The 16,825-nt window shown below is 59.9% G+C and carries 16 protein-coding genes and 2 pseudogenes; 3 read left to right on the top strand and 15 right to left on the bottom strand.

Features of this window, described 5'->3' with window-relative positions; all coding sequences use genetic code 11:
- The first annotated feature begins 243 nt into the window (after positions 1-243).
- Positions 244-1,569, top strand: coding sequence for a hypothetical protein (locus PACILC2_RS19710; protein ID WP_244863667.1), 1,326 nt, complete (start codon positions 244-246; stop codon positions 1,567-1,569).
- Positions 1,570-1,579: 10 nt separating this feature from the next.
- On the opposite strand, the gene alr is transcribed toward PACILC2_RS19710, so the two are convergent.
- From alr to PACILC2_RS19665, 9 genes are all read right to left on the bottom strand, one after another.
- On the bottom strand, positions 1,580-2,749 hold the full coding sequence (gene alr / locus PACILC2_RS19705; protein ID WP_244863666.1) for an alanine racemase: 1,170 nt from the start codon (positions 2,747-2,749) through the stop codon (positions 1,580-1,582).
- Complete coding sequence (locus PACILC2_RS19700) at positions 2,746-4,137, bottom strand: UDP-N-acetylmuramoyl-tripeptide--D-alanyl-D-alanine ligase (protein ID WP_213530317.1); 1,392 nt, start codon at positions 4,135-4,137, stop codon at positions 2,746-2,748. The genes alr and PACILC2_RS19700 overlap by 4 nt, the downstream gene beginning before the upstream one ends.
- The gene (locus tag PACILC2_RS19695; RefSeq protein ID WP_213530315.1) at positions 4,134-5,231 is read right to left on the bottom strand and encodes a D-alanine--D-alanine ligase; all 1,098 of its coding nucleotides are present in this window, start codon (positions 5,229-5,231) and stop codon (positions 4,134-4,136) included. Before PACILC2_RS19695 ends, PACILC2_RS19700 begins: the two co-directional genes overlap by 4 nt.
- A gap of 177 nt (positions 5,232-5,408) precedes the next feature.
- The gene (locus PACILC2_RS19690; protein WP_213530313.1) at positions 5,409-6,659 is read right to left on the bottom strand and encodes an ABC transporter permease; all 1,251 of its coding nucleotides are present in this window, start codon (positions 6,657-6,659) and stop codon (positions 5,409-5,411) included.
- On the bottom strand, positions 6,656-7,405 hold the full coding sequence (locus tag PACILC2_RS19685; RefSeq protein ID WP_213530319.1) for an ABC transporter ATP-binding protein: 750 nt from the start codon (positions 7,403-7,405) through the stop codon (positions 6,656-6,658). Before PACILC2_RS19685 ends, PACILC2_RS19690 begins: the two co-directional genes overlap by 4 nt.
- Positions 7,406-7,468: 63 nt before the next feature.
- A complete protein-coding gene (locus tag PACILC2_RS19680; RefSeq protein WP_244863665.1) occupies positions 7,469-8,842 on the bottom strand; it encodes a DEAD/DEAH box helicase in 1,374 nt (457 codons plus the stop codon).
- Between the two features lie 72 nt (positions 8,843-8,914).
- Positions 8,915-9,688, bottom strand: a complete 774-nt coding sequence (locus PACILC2_RS19675; RefSeq protein WP_062494830.1) for an SDR family NAD(P)-dependent oxidoreductase — start codon at positions 9,686-9,688, stop codon at positions 8,915-8,917.
- An 84-nt stretch (positions 9,689-9,772) separates the two neighbouring features.
- Positions 9,773-10,234, bottom strand: coding sequence for a chemotaxis protein CheX (locus PACILC2_RS19670; protein ID WP_062494832.1), 462 nt, complete (start codon positions 10,232-10,234; stop codon positions 9,773-9,775).
- 197 nt (positions 10,235-10,431) lie between these two features.
- A complete protein-coding gene (locus PACILC2_RS19665) occupies positions 10,432-11,427 on the bottom strand; it encodes an HRDC domain-containing protein (protein ID WP_213530309.1) in 996 nt (331 codons plus the stop codon).
- A gap of 189 nt (positions 11,428-11,616) precedes the next feature.
- On the opposite strand from PACILC2_RS19665, the gene PACILC2_RS19660 reads away from it, so the two are divergent.
- Complete coding sequence (locus tag PACILC2_RS19660; RefSeq protein ID WP_213530307.1) at positions 11,617-11,913, top strand: DUF3055 domain-containing protein; 297 nt, start codon at positions 11,617-11,619, stop codon at positions 11,911-11,913.
- Positions 11,914-11,974: 61 nt separating this feature from the next.
- On the top strand, positions 11,975-12,241 hold the full coding sequence (locus tag PACILC2_RS19655) for a hypothetical protein (protein WP_213530305.1): 267 nt from the start codon (positions 11,975-11,977) through the stop codon (positions 12,239-12,241).
- Between the two features lie 75 nt (positions 12,242-12,316).
- Here the strand turns inward: PACILC2_RS19655 and PACILC2_RS19650 are convergent, their stop codons facing one another.
- From PACILC2_RS19650 to PACILC2_RS19625, 6 genes and pseudogenes are all read right to left on the bottom strand, one after another.
- Complete coding sequence (locus tag PACILC2_RS19650; RefSeq protein WP_062494838.1) at positions 12,317-13,207, bottom strand: 5'-3' exonuclease; 891 nt, start codon at positions 13,205-13,207, stop codon at positions 12,317-12,319.
- 30 nt (positions 13,208-13,237) lie between these two features.
- Positions 13,238-14,493, bottom strand: a pseudogene (locus tag PACILC2_RS19645) (aminotransferase class I/II-fold pyridoxal phosphate-dependent enzyme).
- A complete protein-coding gene (locus PACILC2_RS19640) occupies positions 14,490-14,849 on the bottom strand; it encodes an arsenate reductase family protein (RefSeq protein ID WP_213530303.1) in 360 nt (119 codons plus the stop codon). Before PACILC2_RS19640 ends, PACILC2_RS19645 begins: the two are co-directional and overlap by 4 nt.
- Positions 14,850-14,873: 24 nt before the next feature.
- Positions 14,874-15,889, bottom strand: a pseudogene (locus PACILC2_RS19635) (RluA family pseudouridine synthase).
- The gene (locus PACILC2_RS19630) at positions 15,886-16,455 is read right to left on the bottom strand and encodes a cob(I)yrinic acid a,c-diamide adenosyltransferase (protein ID WP_213530301.1); all 570 of its coding nucleotides are present in this window, start codon (positions 16,453-16,455) and stop codon (positions 15,886-15,888) included. The pseudogene PACILC2_RS19635 and the gene PACILC2_RS19630 overlap by 4 nt, the downstream one beginning before the upstream one ends.
- Positions 16,456-16,556: 101 nt before the next feature.
- A partial coding sequence (locus PACILC2_RS19625; protein ID WP_213530299.1) for a hypothetical protein occupies positions 16,557-16,825 on the bottom strand: 269 nt, incomplete at its 5' end.

The raw sequence follows: 16,825 nt of genomic DNA, 5'->3' as shown, positions 1-16,825 counted from the left end.
CAAAGAGCGGTTACTTTTCCTAAGACAAAAAAAGAGGGGACAATCCCCAGGTCATTCAAGACCTTTGGGGATCGTCCCTTGTTTTTTCTATTGACAACGTTCCGCCTTCGGTTGTAAGATGCATCCAATGGATTAATTCCTATTTTACTCATCGGAATTCAATTATATGGAGCATGGGGAGGAACATCATATGAGTGGGAATGTGAAAAACGCCGGACCGCTTGGGCAAAACCGTTCATCGCCTTGTCCGTCGGCGCCGCGCTGCTGGCTTCGCCTGGTCTCGCCGTGCCGGCGGCGGCTGCAGCCGCGACCTCGGCCTATGAGAATGCGGCGGATTACAGCCTGTTTCTGGAAGAGAAATACGCCATCGATTATCAAGGCGTTGCGACGAAAGGACAATATTTGGAGTCCGTCGCCGACGTGCTTGGCGCCCGGCATTCGGGGGCGGAGGTGGCATTCCGCGATCTGAACGCCGACGACGACGTCTATCCGGCTGCCGCCGCGCTCTATGAACAGGGCGTCCTGACGGCCGATACAGTAGGCGCGGAGAAGAAGCTGACGCCCGCCGCAGCTGTCTTCGTCGCTGTCAAGGCTGCCGGCCTGCAGGAACTGGCGAATACATATCCGCAGGAGAAGATTGACCGGGCTCTTGCCAAGCTGAAGCGCAAATCCGCGGCGCTGACGCCGCAAGCGGCGAAAGAGCTTGCCGCCGCCGCCGATACCGGCCTTCTTCCCGCGGAATATTACGGTGAATTTTACGCGGGCGCCGGCCAGCCTGCCTCTCCCGAGCTGATCGAGACGCTGCTCGGCAAAATTTTAACCTTCAACGGCAAGTACAAACGTTATATCGGATACGTCAGCGACCATGACATTGTAGCGAAACTGACCGCCGCCTATGCCTCATCCGGTCTGATTGCCGCTCCCGAACTGCGCGATGCGGCCGACGCCGCGCTGAGACAAAATTTGGTGACCGGATACAACCTGAAGGATTCGCGGTTCGACCCCAACTTCGTACAGTCGCTCTCGCTCACCTACAGCCATGACAATTTGAAGCATGCGATTCAGCTGATCGGACTGCTGCGAAGCGAACATATCGACGCCAAAGTGCAGTTCGAGCCGAAAACGTCCGCCTTCATCTATCTCAAGGAATGGGGAGAGCCGCAGGAAACGGAAGATTACCGAGTCGTACAGATCGAAAACGGCAATTATATCGCATACGCCAAGGAATACGACATCAGCTTCGAGTTCGAGCGGGCGGCCGACAAAGAGAAATTCGACGCGATCGTAACGGCCTACGCGAAAAAGGACAGCGACGACGAGCCGAACCTGCTTGCCGGCTCGTGGTGGCAACCGCTCTATTATTCGCTGACCGAGCTGGATAACTACGAAGTGATCACGAACAACAAATTTTCCGACGGCCGCTATTATGTCCAGTCGTTCTCGCTGAACGACGATGCCGCCGCCGTCGCGGAAGGCTTCCGGCGGCTGGCTCCCGACGCCAAAGCGGAGTCGTACCGGTTCTGGGTCGACAAGCCGTTCTTCCGTTACTTGAACGGAGAGTCGGAATAAGGGTAAGCCGTTATTCCCGCAAGTACACTCTGGGCACGCGGGCGGCAATCATGAGCAGCACCTGCTGCGGAATCGTGCCGATATGGCGGGCGAGATCGTCCAGGGTGACGGCCTCGTCCCGCTGTCGGCCGATCAACGTCGCTTTCGTGCCGACCGGGTAGTGCCGGGGCAGCCGGATCATCAGCTGATCCATGCAGATGTTGCCGACAATGGGAGCCCGCTCGCCGTCAACGAGCAGCTCCAGCCCCGCGTAGCCGCGGAAGCAGCCGTCCCCGTAGCCGAGCGGAACGGTCGCGATCCACTCGTCGTCCTGCGCCGTATACGAGCGATCGTATCCGATGCATTCGCCGGCGGCAACGCGCTTGACATGGATGATCGTCGTATGCAGGGACAGCGTCGGCAGTAGCGGAACGCCGTGCCTTCCCCTTACCTCTTCATCGCATGTATGAATGCCGAAGATGGAAGCGCCGACCCGCACCATGTCCATCGCATAGACCGGATCGCGCAGAGCCGCCGCGCTGTTGGCGCAATGGGCGGTTACATCGCGGAAGCCGGCTTCGTCCAGCCAACCCCTCATCTCCGCAAACCTTGCCAGCTGCTTCTCGCAATAGCCGGTGTCCGCCTGATTCGCCGTTGCGAGATGGGTGTACACCCCTTTCACGTCGATGCCGCCGGCCGCAAGCAAAGGCAGCATTTCCTCGAACTCGCGCTTCGTACGGATGCCGATACGTCCCATGCCGGTGTCCATCTTGATATGAACGGGCAGCGGTTTCGGCGACGTCCGGCTCTCCCGCATGTCGCGCAGCCATTCCGCTTGAAAGACGGGAACCGCAATTTGATGCTCGGCGGCGATATCCGCTTCCCGCGGCGCAATCGGACCGAGCGTCAAGATCGGGACATCGATGCCGTTTTGACGCAGACGGACGGCTTCGTCCAGCCGGCTGACCGCGAGTTCGTCCGCTCCCGCCCGGATCGCTGCGGCCGCTGCTTGAACCGCTCCGTGGCCGTAACCGTCCGCCTTGACGACCGCCATCATTTTGCATCCTGCGGGCAAGCGGCTGCGGATCGTCCGAACGTTCCGCTCAATCCGGTCCAGATGAATTTCCGCCCATGTCTGATAGGAAAGCTCGACGCCTTTCGATCTATTTTCCACGGTTTTCACGGTTTTCACGGCTTTCACGGCGCCCCCAGCTCCTCCCGAAGCGTCTCGATCGGCTGCTCCAGCTGCAGCGAGCGCGACCCTTTGATCAGCACGATGCAATCGTCCGAGACCGCCTCCTTCAATTGCGAAACCAGCTGCGCGTGATCGAGACAGACCGTGACCCGATCCTCCGGAAAATGCTTTCTTGCCTCTTCGGCGATGAGACGGGACATCGAACCGACGGTGAACAGCCGGTCGATCCGCGAAGGATCGATCTCGGCGCCGATTTCCCGATGGAACGCTTCCGTTTCTTCCCCCAGCTCGACCATATCCCCGAGCACGACGATTTTGCGTTTATGCGCCGGCATGGCATAAAGCGTGTCAAGCGCGGCCCGGACGCTGGTCGGATTGGACTTGTAGACGTCGTTAATGACCGTGAAGCCGCCGATCCGGATCGGCTCGTTGCGCATGCCTGTCGCTTCGACATGACGCAAAGCCCGCCTGATGTTGTCATAAGAGACGCCAAAGTGACGGGCCGCGGCGATCGCCGCCAGCGCGTTGATCATCTGATGCTTGCCCAGCAGATTCAAATACAGCTCCGGACATGCCGGATCGGATATCGTAAAGGCGATGCCGCGCTCGTCGGGCGTATAGGCAAGGGGATGCCAATCATGCTTTTCCGATTGGCCGAACGACACCATCCGGCAGGCGACATTTTTATACGCCAGTCGCTCGAGGAGCAGCGGGTTGTCCGCATTGTAGACGAACAGCCCGTCCGGCTTCAAACTTCCGGCGATTTCCAGCTTCGCCTCCGCAATATCCTCCCGCGTCGGCAAATCGCCCAGATGCACTTCGCTCACGCTCGTAATGATGGCGACGTCGGGCTGCGCCATCGCGGATAGCGCGGCAATCTCGCCGAGTCCGGACATGCCCATCTCCACGACGGCCATCTCGGTATCTTCGTCCAGCCGCAGCAAAGTAAGCGGAACGCCGAGGTGATTGTTCAGGTTGCCGATCGTCTTCTGCGTCCGGTATGTCGTGCCGAGTATGGCGGCGAGAATGTCTTTGGTCGACGTCTTGCCGTTGCTGCCGGTAATGCCGATCACTTTCGTCTTGAGCTGGCTCCGGTACGCTTGCGCCAAACGTCCGAGCGCTTTCACCGTATCGTCGACGTACAGCAGCGGCAGATGGGCGGGCGGATCGGGCTCGTCCTTCTGCCAGAGCGCTGCGGCCGCTCCTTTCCGGAACGCTTCGGCCGCATATTCGTGACCGTTGAAGCGCGGGCCCTGAATCGGGACGAACAGATTGTCCCGCAGGATGCTGCGGGTATCGATCGACACGCCCTTTACGACAGTCCGGCCGGCATCCCCGGCCGGCGCTTCCGCGCCGATCATGCCGGCGATCTGTTCGATTGTCCGTTCCATCATACGTCTTCCCTCCCATAGCGGATTTTGCGCTTCTGTTCATGCCGTTCGAGCGCCAGCCCGATCAGCTTGTCGATCAGTTCGGCATAGGTCGTGCCGTCGGTTTTCTCCCACAGCGCCGGAAACATGCTGATCGGCGTAAATCCCGGCAGCGTGTTGACTTCGTTCAAATAGATCTCCCCTTGATCCGTCACGAAAAAGTCGATCCGCATAAGCCCGCTGCCGTCAAGGAGCCGGTACGCTTGCAGCGCGTATTCGCGCAGTTGCTCGCGGAGACTACCGGCCAATTGCGCCGGTATGCGCTGTACCAGGTTTCCGGCCTCATATTTTTTGTAATAATCGAAGAAGCCGGGTTCTCTTGCAAACTCGCCTGCAACCGAGCAGATCGGCCGATCGTTGCCGAGAACGGCCAGTTGCACCTCCCGTCCGGCCGCTTCCTTCTCGATGATGATTTTCCGGTCATAACGGAAGGCGTGGCCGATCGCCAGCAGCAGCTCGTCCCGATCGGCGCAGCGGCGGATGCCGATGCTCGAGCCGAGGTTCGCCGGCTTGACGTAGCAAGGATAGCCGATCGTACGTTCCAGCGCATCGCAGCATGCCGTTTCCCGCTGCTCCCATTCATGGCGGAGCAATTGCTCATATTCGACTTGCGGGATGCCCGCTCCGGTGAAAATCCGTTTCATCATCACTTTGTCCATGCCCGCAGCCGACGCCAGGACGCCGTTGCCTACATAAGGGACATCGGCGAGCTCCAGCATTCCCTGCAGCGTACCGTCTTCCCCGCAAGTGCCGTGAATGACCGGGAACACAAGATGCGGCCCGTTTTCGGCAAGACGCCGGGTCAACCAGTTCCCCATGGAAGCCGCGGCATTGCCGTCGGCCGGTCCCGCTTCCGTTTCCAGCTCGGCTGTGCTTGCCAGCGCGTGGTCGAGCCGCGGAAGCATGCGCCATATCCCATGTCTCGTAATGTAGACCGGGTAAACGTTGTATTTTCGCTTGTCCATTCGGTTCAGCACATTGAGCGCCGTCTTAAGCGACACTTCATGTTCGGCGGATTTCCCGCCGTAGACGACATGCACATTCAATATCTCGTTCATCGCCAATCCCTTGCTTTCCATTCCATATTTTGTTCGACCTCTGTCCAATATGGTGAAGGGAAAAAGTTAATTGCGAGATAAAAAAAGCTGAAGAAAATCATAGAAAAGGTTAATAAAAAAGAAAGAAACGCGGCTAACCGCATACGGTTAAGCCGCGTGACGACGCGCATTTTCCGGTTAATCGGACAGGCTGTCCGATTCCGCCGCTATTTTCCGTTTCAGCCTCCCCGGCCGGATAAGCAGGATGTACAGCTCGGCAAGAGCAAGCGGCGCAAATGCTTGAGCGAAAAGCTTCTGGGGCAACAGAACGAACGCCGCCGGCAGCCAAAGCAGGACGCTAGCCGCCACCATCGCGGCGCGATCGACGGCCAGCAGCGAACGAATCCGATCGGCGGCGGGCAGCGGGTAAACATGCCGCCAGACGGTATGGCGGTGCACCAGGGGCAAAGTGCCGGCCTGCATGCCGATCATCCCGGCAAAGGCCAAATATACGGCCGCCGCCAACCAGCCGCCGAGCCATTCGCCGCTTCCGAACACGACAATGGCTGACGCCCCCACAAGAACGAGGCGAATGACGATTCCTCCGATTTCCGTACGAATGAACGTATGCGCGTAAAGATAAACGAAGGCGGTGTCCGGACGGTAGGGCACCCGTTTCGTGATCCAGGACAGGTAACGTCTCGGCGCTGCCGGCGAATCTAACGTCGGAACGTCGATGAACATGCTGAAAAAAGCGTAGTATCTCCGTATCGTCCGCCTTTCCTCGGCAATGAGCCGTTCCCACGGAAAGCGAAACCGCTGCGCCAGCTTGACGGCCAGCATGCCCGTTGCGCAGGCCAAAGCCGCAAACAGCCACGCTTTCCAGGGCTTCTGCACGAGAAAAAGGGCAATGGCCGCCGCCGTCAAAGCCCAGCGCAGCAGGCGGCTGACGCGGCGGGCGGCCGGCCACGCCATCCGCCGCTCCTGCCAGGCGACCGCCGCATTCGCCGCTTTCATCGCCAGCAGCGCCGCGGCAAGCGTCCAGACTCCGCTCATGCCCGGGCCATGGCGATAAATCGGCCAGTACAGCGCGAGTCCGATTAGCGCAAGCAGCGCGCCGGGGATCAGGTTATAGATCGCGGATTTCGCTATATATTCGCCCATTTCCGCTTCCCGCCTGGAAAGAAAGACGATGTCGGGCGGCCGCAGCCACGTGCGTAAAGGGCTCCAGCTGACGAGCGGCGTGAACAGGACAACGCCGACCGTCGCGAACGGGAAATCCGCCGGCACTTGCTCCAGAAGCTGCATATAACCGATAGAAGCGACGATGAGAAGCAGGACGAACACGGCGGGAAAACCGCTCATCGACATATACCGGAAATACGGCCGTGTTTCGCGCGCGAATGCGACGAATCGGGCGTTCCATATCGCCGCAAGCGACCGTTTCATCGGGATGCCCCTTCCGTCACCAGCTTGAAGAACGCGTCCTCCAGCGAAGCCCCGCGCATGCCCGCCGCTTCCTGAATATCATTCAATCCCCCTTGCGCCGCAATTCGGCCGTGATGCAGCACGACATACCGGTCGCAGTACGCCTCCACGGTCGACAAAATATGGGAACTCATCAAAATCGCCGCTCCCCGCCTTTTCACTTCGACGAGGCGCTCGAGCAGCGAGCGAATGCCGAGCGGGTCCAGACCGAGGAACGGTTCATCGATAATATACAGCGCCGGCTCCGCCAGAAGCGCATTCATAATCATGACCTTCTGTTTCATGCCCTTCGACAGATGGGAAGCGAACGCTCCCCGCTTCGCCTCCATCTGGAACTGCCCGATCAGCTCGGCGCTTCTCGCCTCGTAATCGCGTTCGCCGATACCGTAAGCCATTCCGGTCAGCCTGAGATGCTCCTCCACCGTCAGTTCATCGAACAGCACCGGCGTTTCCGGCACATACGCAAAGGCGGCGCGATACGACTCGGGCTGCTCGTCCAGCGTACGTCCCTTGACCTTGATCGAGCCTTTATGCGGCCTCATAAGGCCGAGAATATGCTTGATAGTCGTACTTTTGCCGGCGCCGTTCAGCCCGATCAGACCGATCATTTCACCCGCATTGACCCGAAACGATATGTCGTGCAGGACCGGACGCCGCGGGCTGTATCCGCCTGTCAAATGTTCGATGTCCAATACCGGCTCCGTCACGATCGTCACCCCGCTTTTACCATTTGCTTTCGTCTGCGTTTGTTGCGATCCTTCGCCGTCCGTCTAGCTTTCGCCCTGGCGCTTCGATTTCAGCCATCGAGGCGCGCCTTTGTCTTTGCGATCGCGATCGCGCTTGCGCTTCTGCTTCTCCTTCGCCTTCGACGGCGCGGCGGACTTCGGAACCGTTCCGGCACGCGCGTTCCCGGCCGGCTTCGGCCCGACCGCGCCTCCACGCGCTTCCCCGGCCGGCTTCCGAACCGCGCCTCCGCGCGCTTCCCCGGCCGCCCCGCCCCACCTCGACCCGCGCACCTCGGGATCGTTCGGCTTCCACAGCCTGCCTTTATAGATCACCCGTTCCTCCAGCCCGATTCCGAGCTGCTTGCCGAACTTGTCCATAATGAACCGCTCCTGCGGCGTAATGACCGTTACGACCGTTCCCGGTTTCCCCATTCGTCCGGTACGGCCGGCCCGGTGTATATATCGGTCGGCATCGAGCGCCGGATCGATCTGCACGACGAGCGGCAGCCCTTCGATATCGAGTCCGCGGGCGGCGACGTCCGTGGCAAGCAGCAGGCGGCAGCGGCCGGACCGAAAACGTTCCAGCGTCGCCGCCCGCTTCTGCTTGTCCGCGTCGCCGTACAGTGTTTCGACTGTAAACCCTTCGAATCTGAGCTTCGCTTCCCAATTGGCGATCTCGTTGGTGTTGTTGAGAAACAGCAGCGCCGAGGACGGCCGCAGCGCATGGAGCAAGCGGCGAACCGTATCAGGCTTGTCGCGTTTGTCGCTTATGACATACCAGTGATCGACGCCGGCCGCCACCCGCTGCTTGGGATCGATATCGATCCGCACAGGGTCGTTCATCCATTGTCTTTCCACCTCGGCCATCGGACCAGGAAGCGTCGCCGAGAAGAAAGCGATCTGCCGATCCCGCAGCATCGCGCCGAACAGCGCTTCGACTTCCTTCGGCGATCCGAGCGCGAATACCTGATCGGCTTCGTCTACGACGACCGCCCGCACTTCGTGCAGCTTCAGCTTCCGAATCGTCACCAGTTCGTACAATCTGCCGGGAGTGCCGACAACCAGTTGCGGATGCGTCTTCAACCGCTCCACCTGGCGGCTCAACGAAGCCCCGCCGATAAGCGGCAGCGCGCGAATGCCGAGCGGCTTTCCGTACCGTTCCGCCACGCGTACGATCTGCATCGCCAGCTCCTGCGTAGGCGATATGACGACGGCCTGCGGTACGGGACGGGCCGGATCGATCTTCTCCAGCAAGGGAAGCAGATACGCCAGCGTTTTACCCGTTCCCGTTCCTGAACGCGCCGTCACATCGCGGCCTGCCAGCAGCGGCGGCAGCGCTTCGCGCTGAACGGGCGTCGGCTCGCCGAGTCCCTCTTCTTCCAGCTGCTGTGCCAATCGCTGCCGAATCCCCAGTTTCATCCATTCACCTGACATAATATCCCTCAATTCTCGTTGCCGTATCGTTCTAATCCTGGACTGCTGCTTGGACTGCTACTTTCGGTTCAACCATCGTCCCGCCAACCGGTCGGCCAGACGCGGAAACAGCTGATACAGCCTGATGCCCGCAGCCGCTATCCCCGGCAAGTCCTTTTCGGCCTTGCGGCGCTCGATCACGCGTACGATCTCGTCCGCGACCCGCTCCGGCGTCATCATCAGCCAGCGCACATTGTTCACGTATTGGCCGCCGGGATCGGCCTGCTCGAAGAAAGGCGTATCGATCGGTCCCGGATTGACAGCCGATACCGCAATACCGCTGCCCCGAAGCTCCATGCGCAGCGCATTGGTCAGTCCGAGAACCGCATGCTTGGAGGCGCTGTAGCCGGTCGATTTGGGCGTGGCGATCTTGCCCGCCATCGAGGCCACGTTCACGATATGCCCTTCCCCGCGGGCCGTCATGTAGGGCAGAACCGCCTTCGTGCAGCGCACGACGCCCATATAATTCGTGTCCATCATCTCTTCGAAATGGCGCAGCGGCGCGTCCGCGAACGGCTCGAACCGGCCGAAGCCCGCATTGTTGAGCAGAACGTCGATCCGGCCGTATCGCGCGATGACCCGACCGACCGTTTCCTCCACCTGCGCCTGATTTGTAACGTCCAGTATGTAAAAGGCGCAGTCATTCCCGATCTCCTTGACGACCTGCTCGAGGCGGCCGGCATTTCGTCCGGTCAGCACCGGCACCGCTCCCTTGCGGGCCAGACGCCTCGCCGTCTCGGCGCCGATGCCGCTGGAAGCGCCTGTAATGAGCACGATTTTTCCTTTCAACATCGCCATCACCTGTTCCAAGTGTACTTCAAAACGGTTTTCCGCGCAAAAAAAAAGAGGCCTCCCGGTGGAGAAGCCGCTTTTCTGTCAAGACGCGATCAGAACTTGAATATCGAGCTCGCCGATGCCCTCCATGATCAGCGGAACGGTCATCGCTTTTTGATGCCGGAATGCCGTCGATTGGGCGGCGCTCAGCACTTGCGGAGGCGTAATATCGACCTCGACGCCCTGGTTGTACAGGATGGTGCTGGCATTTCCGCCAATCATGTTTCCAAGCTCCGAAATGGCGCTTCTTCCGATTTCGTCCAGTTCGGAAACGGCGAATCCGCCCATCATGGCGGATACGATGCGCAGCGCCACTTCTTTGTTCAAACCGAGCATAATATCGCCGTTCAATTGTCCGTTCAAGCCGATATGAACCCAGATATCATTTTCGACATATAAAATATCTTTCAAGCCCAATTTGCCTGTGGCCGGCCTGATGCGCACGATCTGTTCGATGACGATTTTGGCAGACTCGAGAAACGGATTGATGTACTCGGCTTTCACAAGATTCTCCCCTTATGTCCGGTTTCACATATTGTCTGCCCCAATTATAACGGATGGTTTAGGACAAGTATACTAATCGAAACAGGATTGATTCTTTAGAACTAATTCTTTAATAGAACTAATATGATTCTAAAGTCCCTGTCTTGCAATAGTAAAAATCGTCCGGATGATCGGCAGAGCCGGCACAGGTCCGCAGCCTAAATCGCTTCCTCCTTCCCCTCACGCCGAAAGCGGATGCGGATGAGCCGCAGACGGTCGTACATGATGTCCAGCGGTTTGCCTGCCGCGCCTTCTTCGCCGTAAACCCGATGCAGTACCGGCTTCAAGTAACGGTCGCCGATCGAACCGAGCGCTTCCCATACTTGCCGCTGCTCTTCTTCCGGCATGCCGGCCAGTTCCCGGGCGACAAGCGGCTCCAGGTCATAGCCCTCGCGCTCCAGCTGCTCGATTCGCTCCATCAGCTCGCGGCGCGGAATATCAAGCTTCGCCGCCAGCTCGTCCAGCGTGCTTCCTTCCCGTATTCCTTCCAATATCAGCCGTTTCTCCTGGTGGCGGTCCATCTGCTGCTTGAATTTGCTCTGCTTCTGCCTGTACCGCCATGCCGAGAGCGTGTCGGCGTCGATCTCGTCCGCCACCCAGTCGAGCGGGAACGGCTTCCGCTGTTCGTATTTGACCGTCAGCTTCAGCACCTCCGCGCCGTATGCGGATTGCTTCGCCTCTCCCCAGCCGGGAATTTGCATCAGTTCTTCCGCCGTATGGGGCACGAAGGCGCTGATCATCCACAACATCCGGTTATTGGCGATGAGATAGGCGGATTTCTTCCCGGCGGCCGCTTTGGCCCGCCGCCATTCCCGAAGCTCGTCGAACAACTCCTTGTCCGCATGCATCTCCCCATAGCACTGCAGCAGACTGACTTTGTTTCCGGCATAGGCGCGCCGTTCGTCCAGCATGCCGTCAATGACGGGTGTATAGCCTTGCACCATGCGTCCGGCCACGCCATGCCGGAAGGCCATGAGCATTTCTTCCCACGACGGGCCTTCGTACCAGGTTTCAACCGGCTTCTGCTGCATGTCCTCTTCCTCCGTCCATTGAACGGACCATATCCCTTCCCGTTCGCAGATGGACAGATACGCACAGCGGACCCGGCTGTCCCCGAGCTGTCTCTCAAACGTATTCAAAAACACGAAATTCATTCGCAAAGCACCTCCGGTGCGATTATTCCGAATGTCGAACGCAAAAAAGCACCCCTTCTGCAAAACAGCAAAAGAGGTGCTTCCTCACGAACGAATATTCGGTTAATTCCATGCTATCACGATCGCCGCTTTATGGCAAGTGTATTCTTGTGTATAATAAAGCGAAAACGACGATGCGGAGGTCTGGCCATGATACTGCCCGATTATGATTTTATGTCCGACAGCACGGAGGAGACGTCTACCCGATTCGTTACCTTTATCGGGCCCAGTCTGAAGCGGTTCGACCTGGCGATCACGACGACAAACCGGTTTTACGGCAAAAAGCTGGTGACCGATCTGCAGGCCGGCAAGACGGCGATCATCGGTCCCGACGATCTCGAAGAAGAAGGATATTTGGAATATACGTTCAACCTGACCGAAGAAGAAGCGCAGGAATTATCGCAATTTTTGTATTTGGTGGTCGGAACGGTGAATTTTACCGATTAATCCGGGGAAGCTAACAGCGTAAACCGGCCCTTGCAAGGCCGGCATGACGTGGAGGTGTCCCATGGACGGTTTCAAAGATGAACACCGCAAGCGATATACCGATCTGTCCACGGTAGAGTCCCAGCGCAACGATCTGACGGCGGAGGAATTTCCGGAAGGGGCGTATGAGTCGCCGCTGCCGACCGAAACGCTCGGCAAAAGCAAACCGTGGCGGATCGATCAGCGGAGCGCCAATCCGTTCGGATACGAGAATCGCCAATTGCACGACGGCATGGAACGGCAGTATCCGGACGACGACTCCGCTCCGAAAACAGAGGAAGAGCCCTAACGGAACGAAAAAGACAACGCGAGACATCGGACAGCCCCGGCGTTGTCTTTTTCGTTTGTTTCCGATCATAACCATTTATACGATCAGCTTCGCCAATCCTCCGAATTCGAGCTCCTCGAACTTGCGTTCGACAGCGTTCCGGTCGACAGCCCAGAGACAATCGCGCAGCTCCAGCGATACCGGCACATTGCACCGGATCGTCGCCAATTTGCGCGACAGATGGAGCATGTCCAGGTCCGCTTCGATTTTGGCGCGCACCGATCCGGACAGCTCATGCAGCCGCTCCAGCAGCCCTTCCACCGACTCATACTGCCGGATCAGCTTGAGCGCCGTCTTCTCGCCGATCCCTCGAACGCCGGGATAATTGTCGCTGGCATCTCCCATCAGCGCCTTCACATCGATAATTTGCCGCGGCGTCAGCTGACGTTCCTCCATCAGCGTCTGCGGCGTATAGACCTTATAATTGCCCTGCCCCTTCATCATCAGGACGACGGCAATCCGGTCGTCGACGAGCTGCAGCAAATCCTGGTCGCCCGTCAGCACGAACACGTCAGCCGTCGGACAGTGGCGCCTCGCCAGCGTGCCGATGCAATCGTCCGCCTCGAACCCGGCATACTCGACATTCGGGACGCCGAAGCTTTCCACCACTTCCTTAACGAGATCGAATTGCGGCACTAGATCGATCGGCGCTTCCGGCCGGTTCATCTTATAATCCGCAAACTGCTCCGAACGGAACGTGCCGCCTCCCGTATCCCAGCAGCAGGCGACATGCGTCGGCCGAAACGTGCCGACCGCGTTCATGAAATATCGGACAAAGCCGTGCACCGCATTGACCGGCACCCCTGCGCTCGTCCGCCGTATGCCGCCGGCATAGGCGGTCGCGTAATAGGCGCGGAACAGAATGGCCATGCCGTCAACAAGCAACAGCCGGTTTGCGAACGGATCTTCCGGCTTCCCATCATTCATTGCTATTTCCCCTCTCCCCATCATGCGGCGCTATCGTGCGCGGTTGCGGATAAACGCTCCGATCCGGCGCGCGGCTTCCGCAAGCCGTTCCGGCTCCTCCACGAGCGCAATGCGAACGTAACCTTCTCCTTCCCGGCCGAAGGCGTCTCCCGGAATGACGGCTACGCCCGTCTCCTCCAGCATTTCCTTGGCGATGACCCGCGACGTCCGGCGGTCTCCGGTTTCTTCGCCGCGGAACGGCAGCGGCGCCCATACGAACATCGTCGCTTTCGGGGCGGGCACGTCCCAGCCTTCGGCTCTCAGCTGCCGCAAAAAGGCGTTTCTTCGCCGCTCGTAGATTTCCGAAACGCCCGGACGGCCGGCCTCCAGCGCCGCAATGCCTTCCTTCAGCGCGGCAATTCCGGCCTCCTGCACCGCTTCGAATACGCCGTAATCGATATTGGCCTTCAATTCCTTCAGCGCGCCGACCGCCTCCGCATTGCCGGCAAGAAAGCCGATGCGGCAGCCGGCCATGTTGAAGCTTTTGGACAGCGAATGAAATTCGACCGCAATGTCGGCCGCGCCGGGCACTTCCAAGATGCTCGGCGGCCGGTAGCCGTCGAAGCCCATTTCCGAATAGGCCAGATCGTGCACGATCAGCACGCCGTGCTTGCGCGCCAGCGCCGCCGCACGTTCGAAGAACGTGAGATCGGCCGTGGCGGCAACCGGATTCGCCGGAAAATTGAGCAGCATGAACTTGGCCTTCCGCCAGATGCTGCCTGGCACGGCGTCCAAATCCGGCAGGAAGCCGTTATCTGCCCGCAACGGCAAAAAATAAGGCGTAACGCCGGCCAGCGCGAGCGATGCCGCATAGATCGGATAGCCCGGATCGGGCACAAGCGCCACATCGCCGGGATCGGTTACCGCGAGCGCCAAATGGGCAAGGCCGTCCTGGGACCCCATCAGCGTCAGCAATTCGCGCTCCGGATCGACCGTTACGCCGAATCTTCGCCGCATCCATTCGGCAGCCTGCCGGCGAAAGGCAATGCTGCCTGCCGATGACGGATAGCCGTAAGCATCCGTCCGCAGCGCGGCTGCGGCAAGCGTCTCCCGGACCGAGTCCGTCGGCGGACGGTCCGGGCTGCCGATGCCAAGGTCGATCAAGTCGAGCCCCTTGCGCAAAGCTACCGCTTTCCAGCCCGCGACCTCGGCAAAATGGAGGAGCCGAGCTGCGGCAGACGGCCGGAGCGCCACCGGCCTTGCGCAGCGTCCTCGCCTGCGGACGAGTTAGTCAGCCGCTCGCTCATTTGCTCCACACCTTCGAGAACTCATCTTCCTTGAAGCCGACGGTTGCCCTAGCGCCGTCCGTTACGATCGGCCGTTTGACCAGCATGCCGTTGGAGGCGAGCAGCTTGAGCTGCTCCTGTTCCGTCATGCCGGGGAGCTTGTCCTTCAAGCCGAGCGATTTGTACACTTCTCCGGACGTATTGAACAGCTTTTTCACTTCCAGACCGCTCATGGCGGCTACCTTCCGCAGCTCCTCCGCCGTCGGCGGATCCTCGACGATATGCCGCAGCTCCAGTTGATGCCCCTGCTCCTGCAGCCATTTGACCGCTTTGCGGCAGGTGCCGCATTTCGGGTAATGAATAACTTGCAGTTTCATTCGTATCAGCACTCCTTACAAAATCTACGGCGAGTCGGCCGGCGAGTCGGCCGGTGCGTTGGCCGGCGCATCAGCCGGCGCGTCGGCCGGCACGTCGTTGGCTTGCCGCAACCGCGACTCAAGCGCAGCCAGCTCCGGCGGCAAGGGCGACGTCCATTCCATCCGCTCCCGTCTGACGGGATGGAGCAAGCCGAGCGTCTCCGCATGCAGCGCCTGGCGGCCGGCCGCTTCCTCCCATCCGGGAACTTTGCGTCCTTCTTCCGGTCCATACATTCCGTCCCCGATAAGCGGACAGCCGATATGCTTCATATGCACGCGAATTTGGTGCGTGCGCCCCGTCTCCAGCCGCAGTCTGACCATCGCCGCCAGCCCGCCGCCGAATATCTCCTCGGTCGCGTAATGCGTGACGGACGGGTAGCCCTCCGGAAGCACGGTTCGCACATGCGGCATGCCCGGCGTCCGTCCGATCGGCGCATCGACGGTGCCTGCCGGCGGATCCGGAACGCCGTATACGTAAGCGCGGTACACTTTGCGAATCGTGCCGTTCCGGTGCTGCTCCGACAATTGCTGGTGCACATACGGATTTTGGCGATCGCGATCAGCCCCGACGTATGCTCGTCCAGCCGGTTAACCGGACGGAAGCGGACGATCTCGCCGCGCTCCTGCCAATGATGGACGACGCCGCCCGCCAGCGTCCCGGTGTAATGGCCGTGCGTCGGATGAACGATAAGACCGGCCGGCTTGTCGACGACGAGCAGATCGGCATCTTCGTACACGATCGAAAGCGGCATCGGCTCCGGCAATATATCGTCCGAACTTTCCCGCGCCATCCGGATGCGGATGATGTCGCCCTCCTTGACGCGCGCTGTCGTGTAGACGCGGACGCCGTTCAGTGTAATGCCTTCGTCCGTCAGCTTCAGCTTCGACAGCAGCCTGCGGGACACGCCAAGCCGCCGTTCCAGCACGGTACGGACCGTCTTGCCCGCATCTTCGGCGGTTACGCTCACGGTCAACGGCTCGTAATAGCTTTCGCTTGTCATGGCTTCCTCTTGCGAAACACCTCCGCGCTGCGCGCATACTCGACGTCCGGGAACCCGAGGCGCGCGTTAGCGGCCCGTGCGGCCGCGAAGAAATAATCGGACAGCCGGTTCAGGTAGCGCCGCACTTCCGGATTGGAAGGATGCGCGGCCATCATCGTTACGACGCGCCGCTCCGCCCGGCGGCATACGGTCCGGCACACATGCAAGAGCGCCGATACGTCGCTCCCGCCGGGCAAAATGAAGCGCACGAGCTCCGGCGCCTCATCCGTGTATTGATCGATCCAGCCCTCCAGCTTGTCCACCGCCGCCGAGGACATCTTGCACGAAACCCCGTCCTTGTTCGCATAAGCGAGATCGGAGCCGCAATCGAACAGCTCGTGCTGAATGTCCGTCAGCTGCTGCGCCAGCTCCGGCAGCTTGTCCGCAGCGGCGGCGGCGGCCAGCCCTACAAATGCGTTCAATTCGTCGATCGTGCCGTACGCTTCCACCCGGAGGTCGTCCTTGGCGACGCGTCCGCCGATCAGCGACGTCTTCCCTTCGTCGCCCGCCCGCGTATAAATTTTCACGCTCACCCATCTCCTTCGCATGCGCGCCCGCAAGACCGGCGATCCGTCGCCGGCACGAACCGCAAGGCGCACAATCGTATCCCTGAAAGATCTGTACGTTCTCATTCTAACATAGAATTCGCCCGGTCCGCCGCCCGACCGCGCACTTTGCCCGTATCCCCGTTATGAGCGGCGATCTCGGGTCCGGTTCGCAGCTCAAGCAAAAACGACTTCTTCGTCTCTGTCTGGGGACGATACTGTTTCGCGATGGCGGCCAGAGCTCTATTCGCCCTCGCCACCCGGCGACTCATTGCGACCACCAGGTCCTTATTCGCTCTCGCCACCCGGTGACTCATTGCGACCTCCAGGTCCTTATTCGCTCTCGCCACCC

Source organism: Paenibacillus cisolokensis, from assembly GCF_018403665.1.
Classification (GTDB): Bacteria; Bacillota; Bacilli; order Paenibacillales; family Paenibacillaceae; genus Paenibacillus_AH; species Paenibacillus_AH cisolokensis.
Note: the sequence above shows the minus strand (reverse complement) of the source record. Positions and strands in the feature narration are given on the sequence as shown.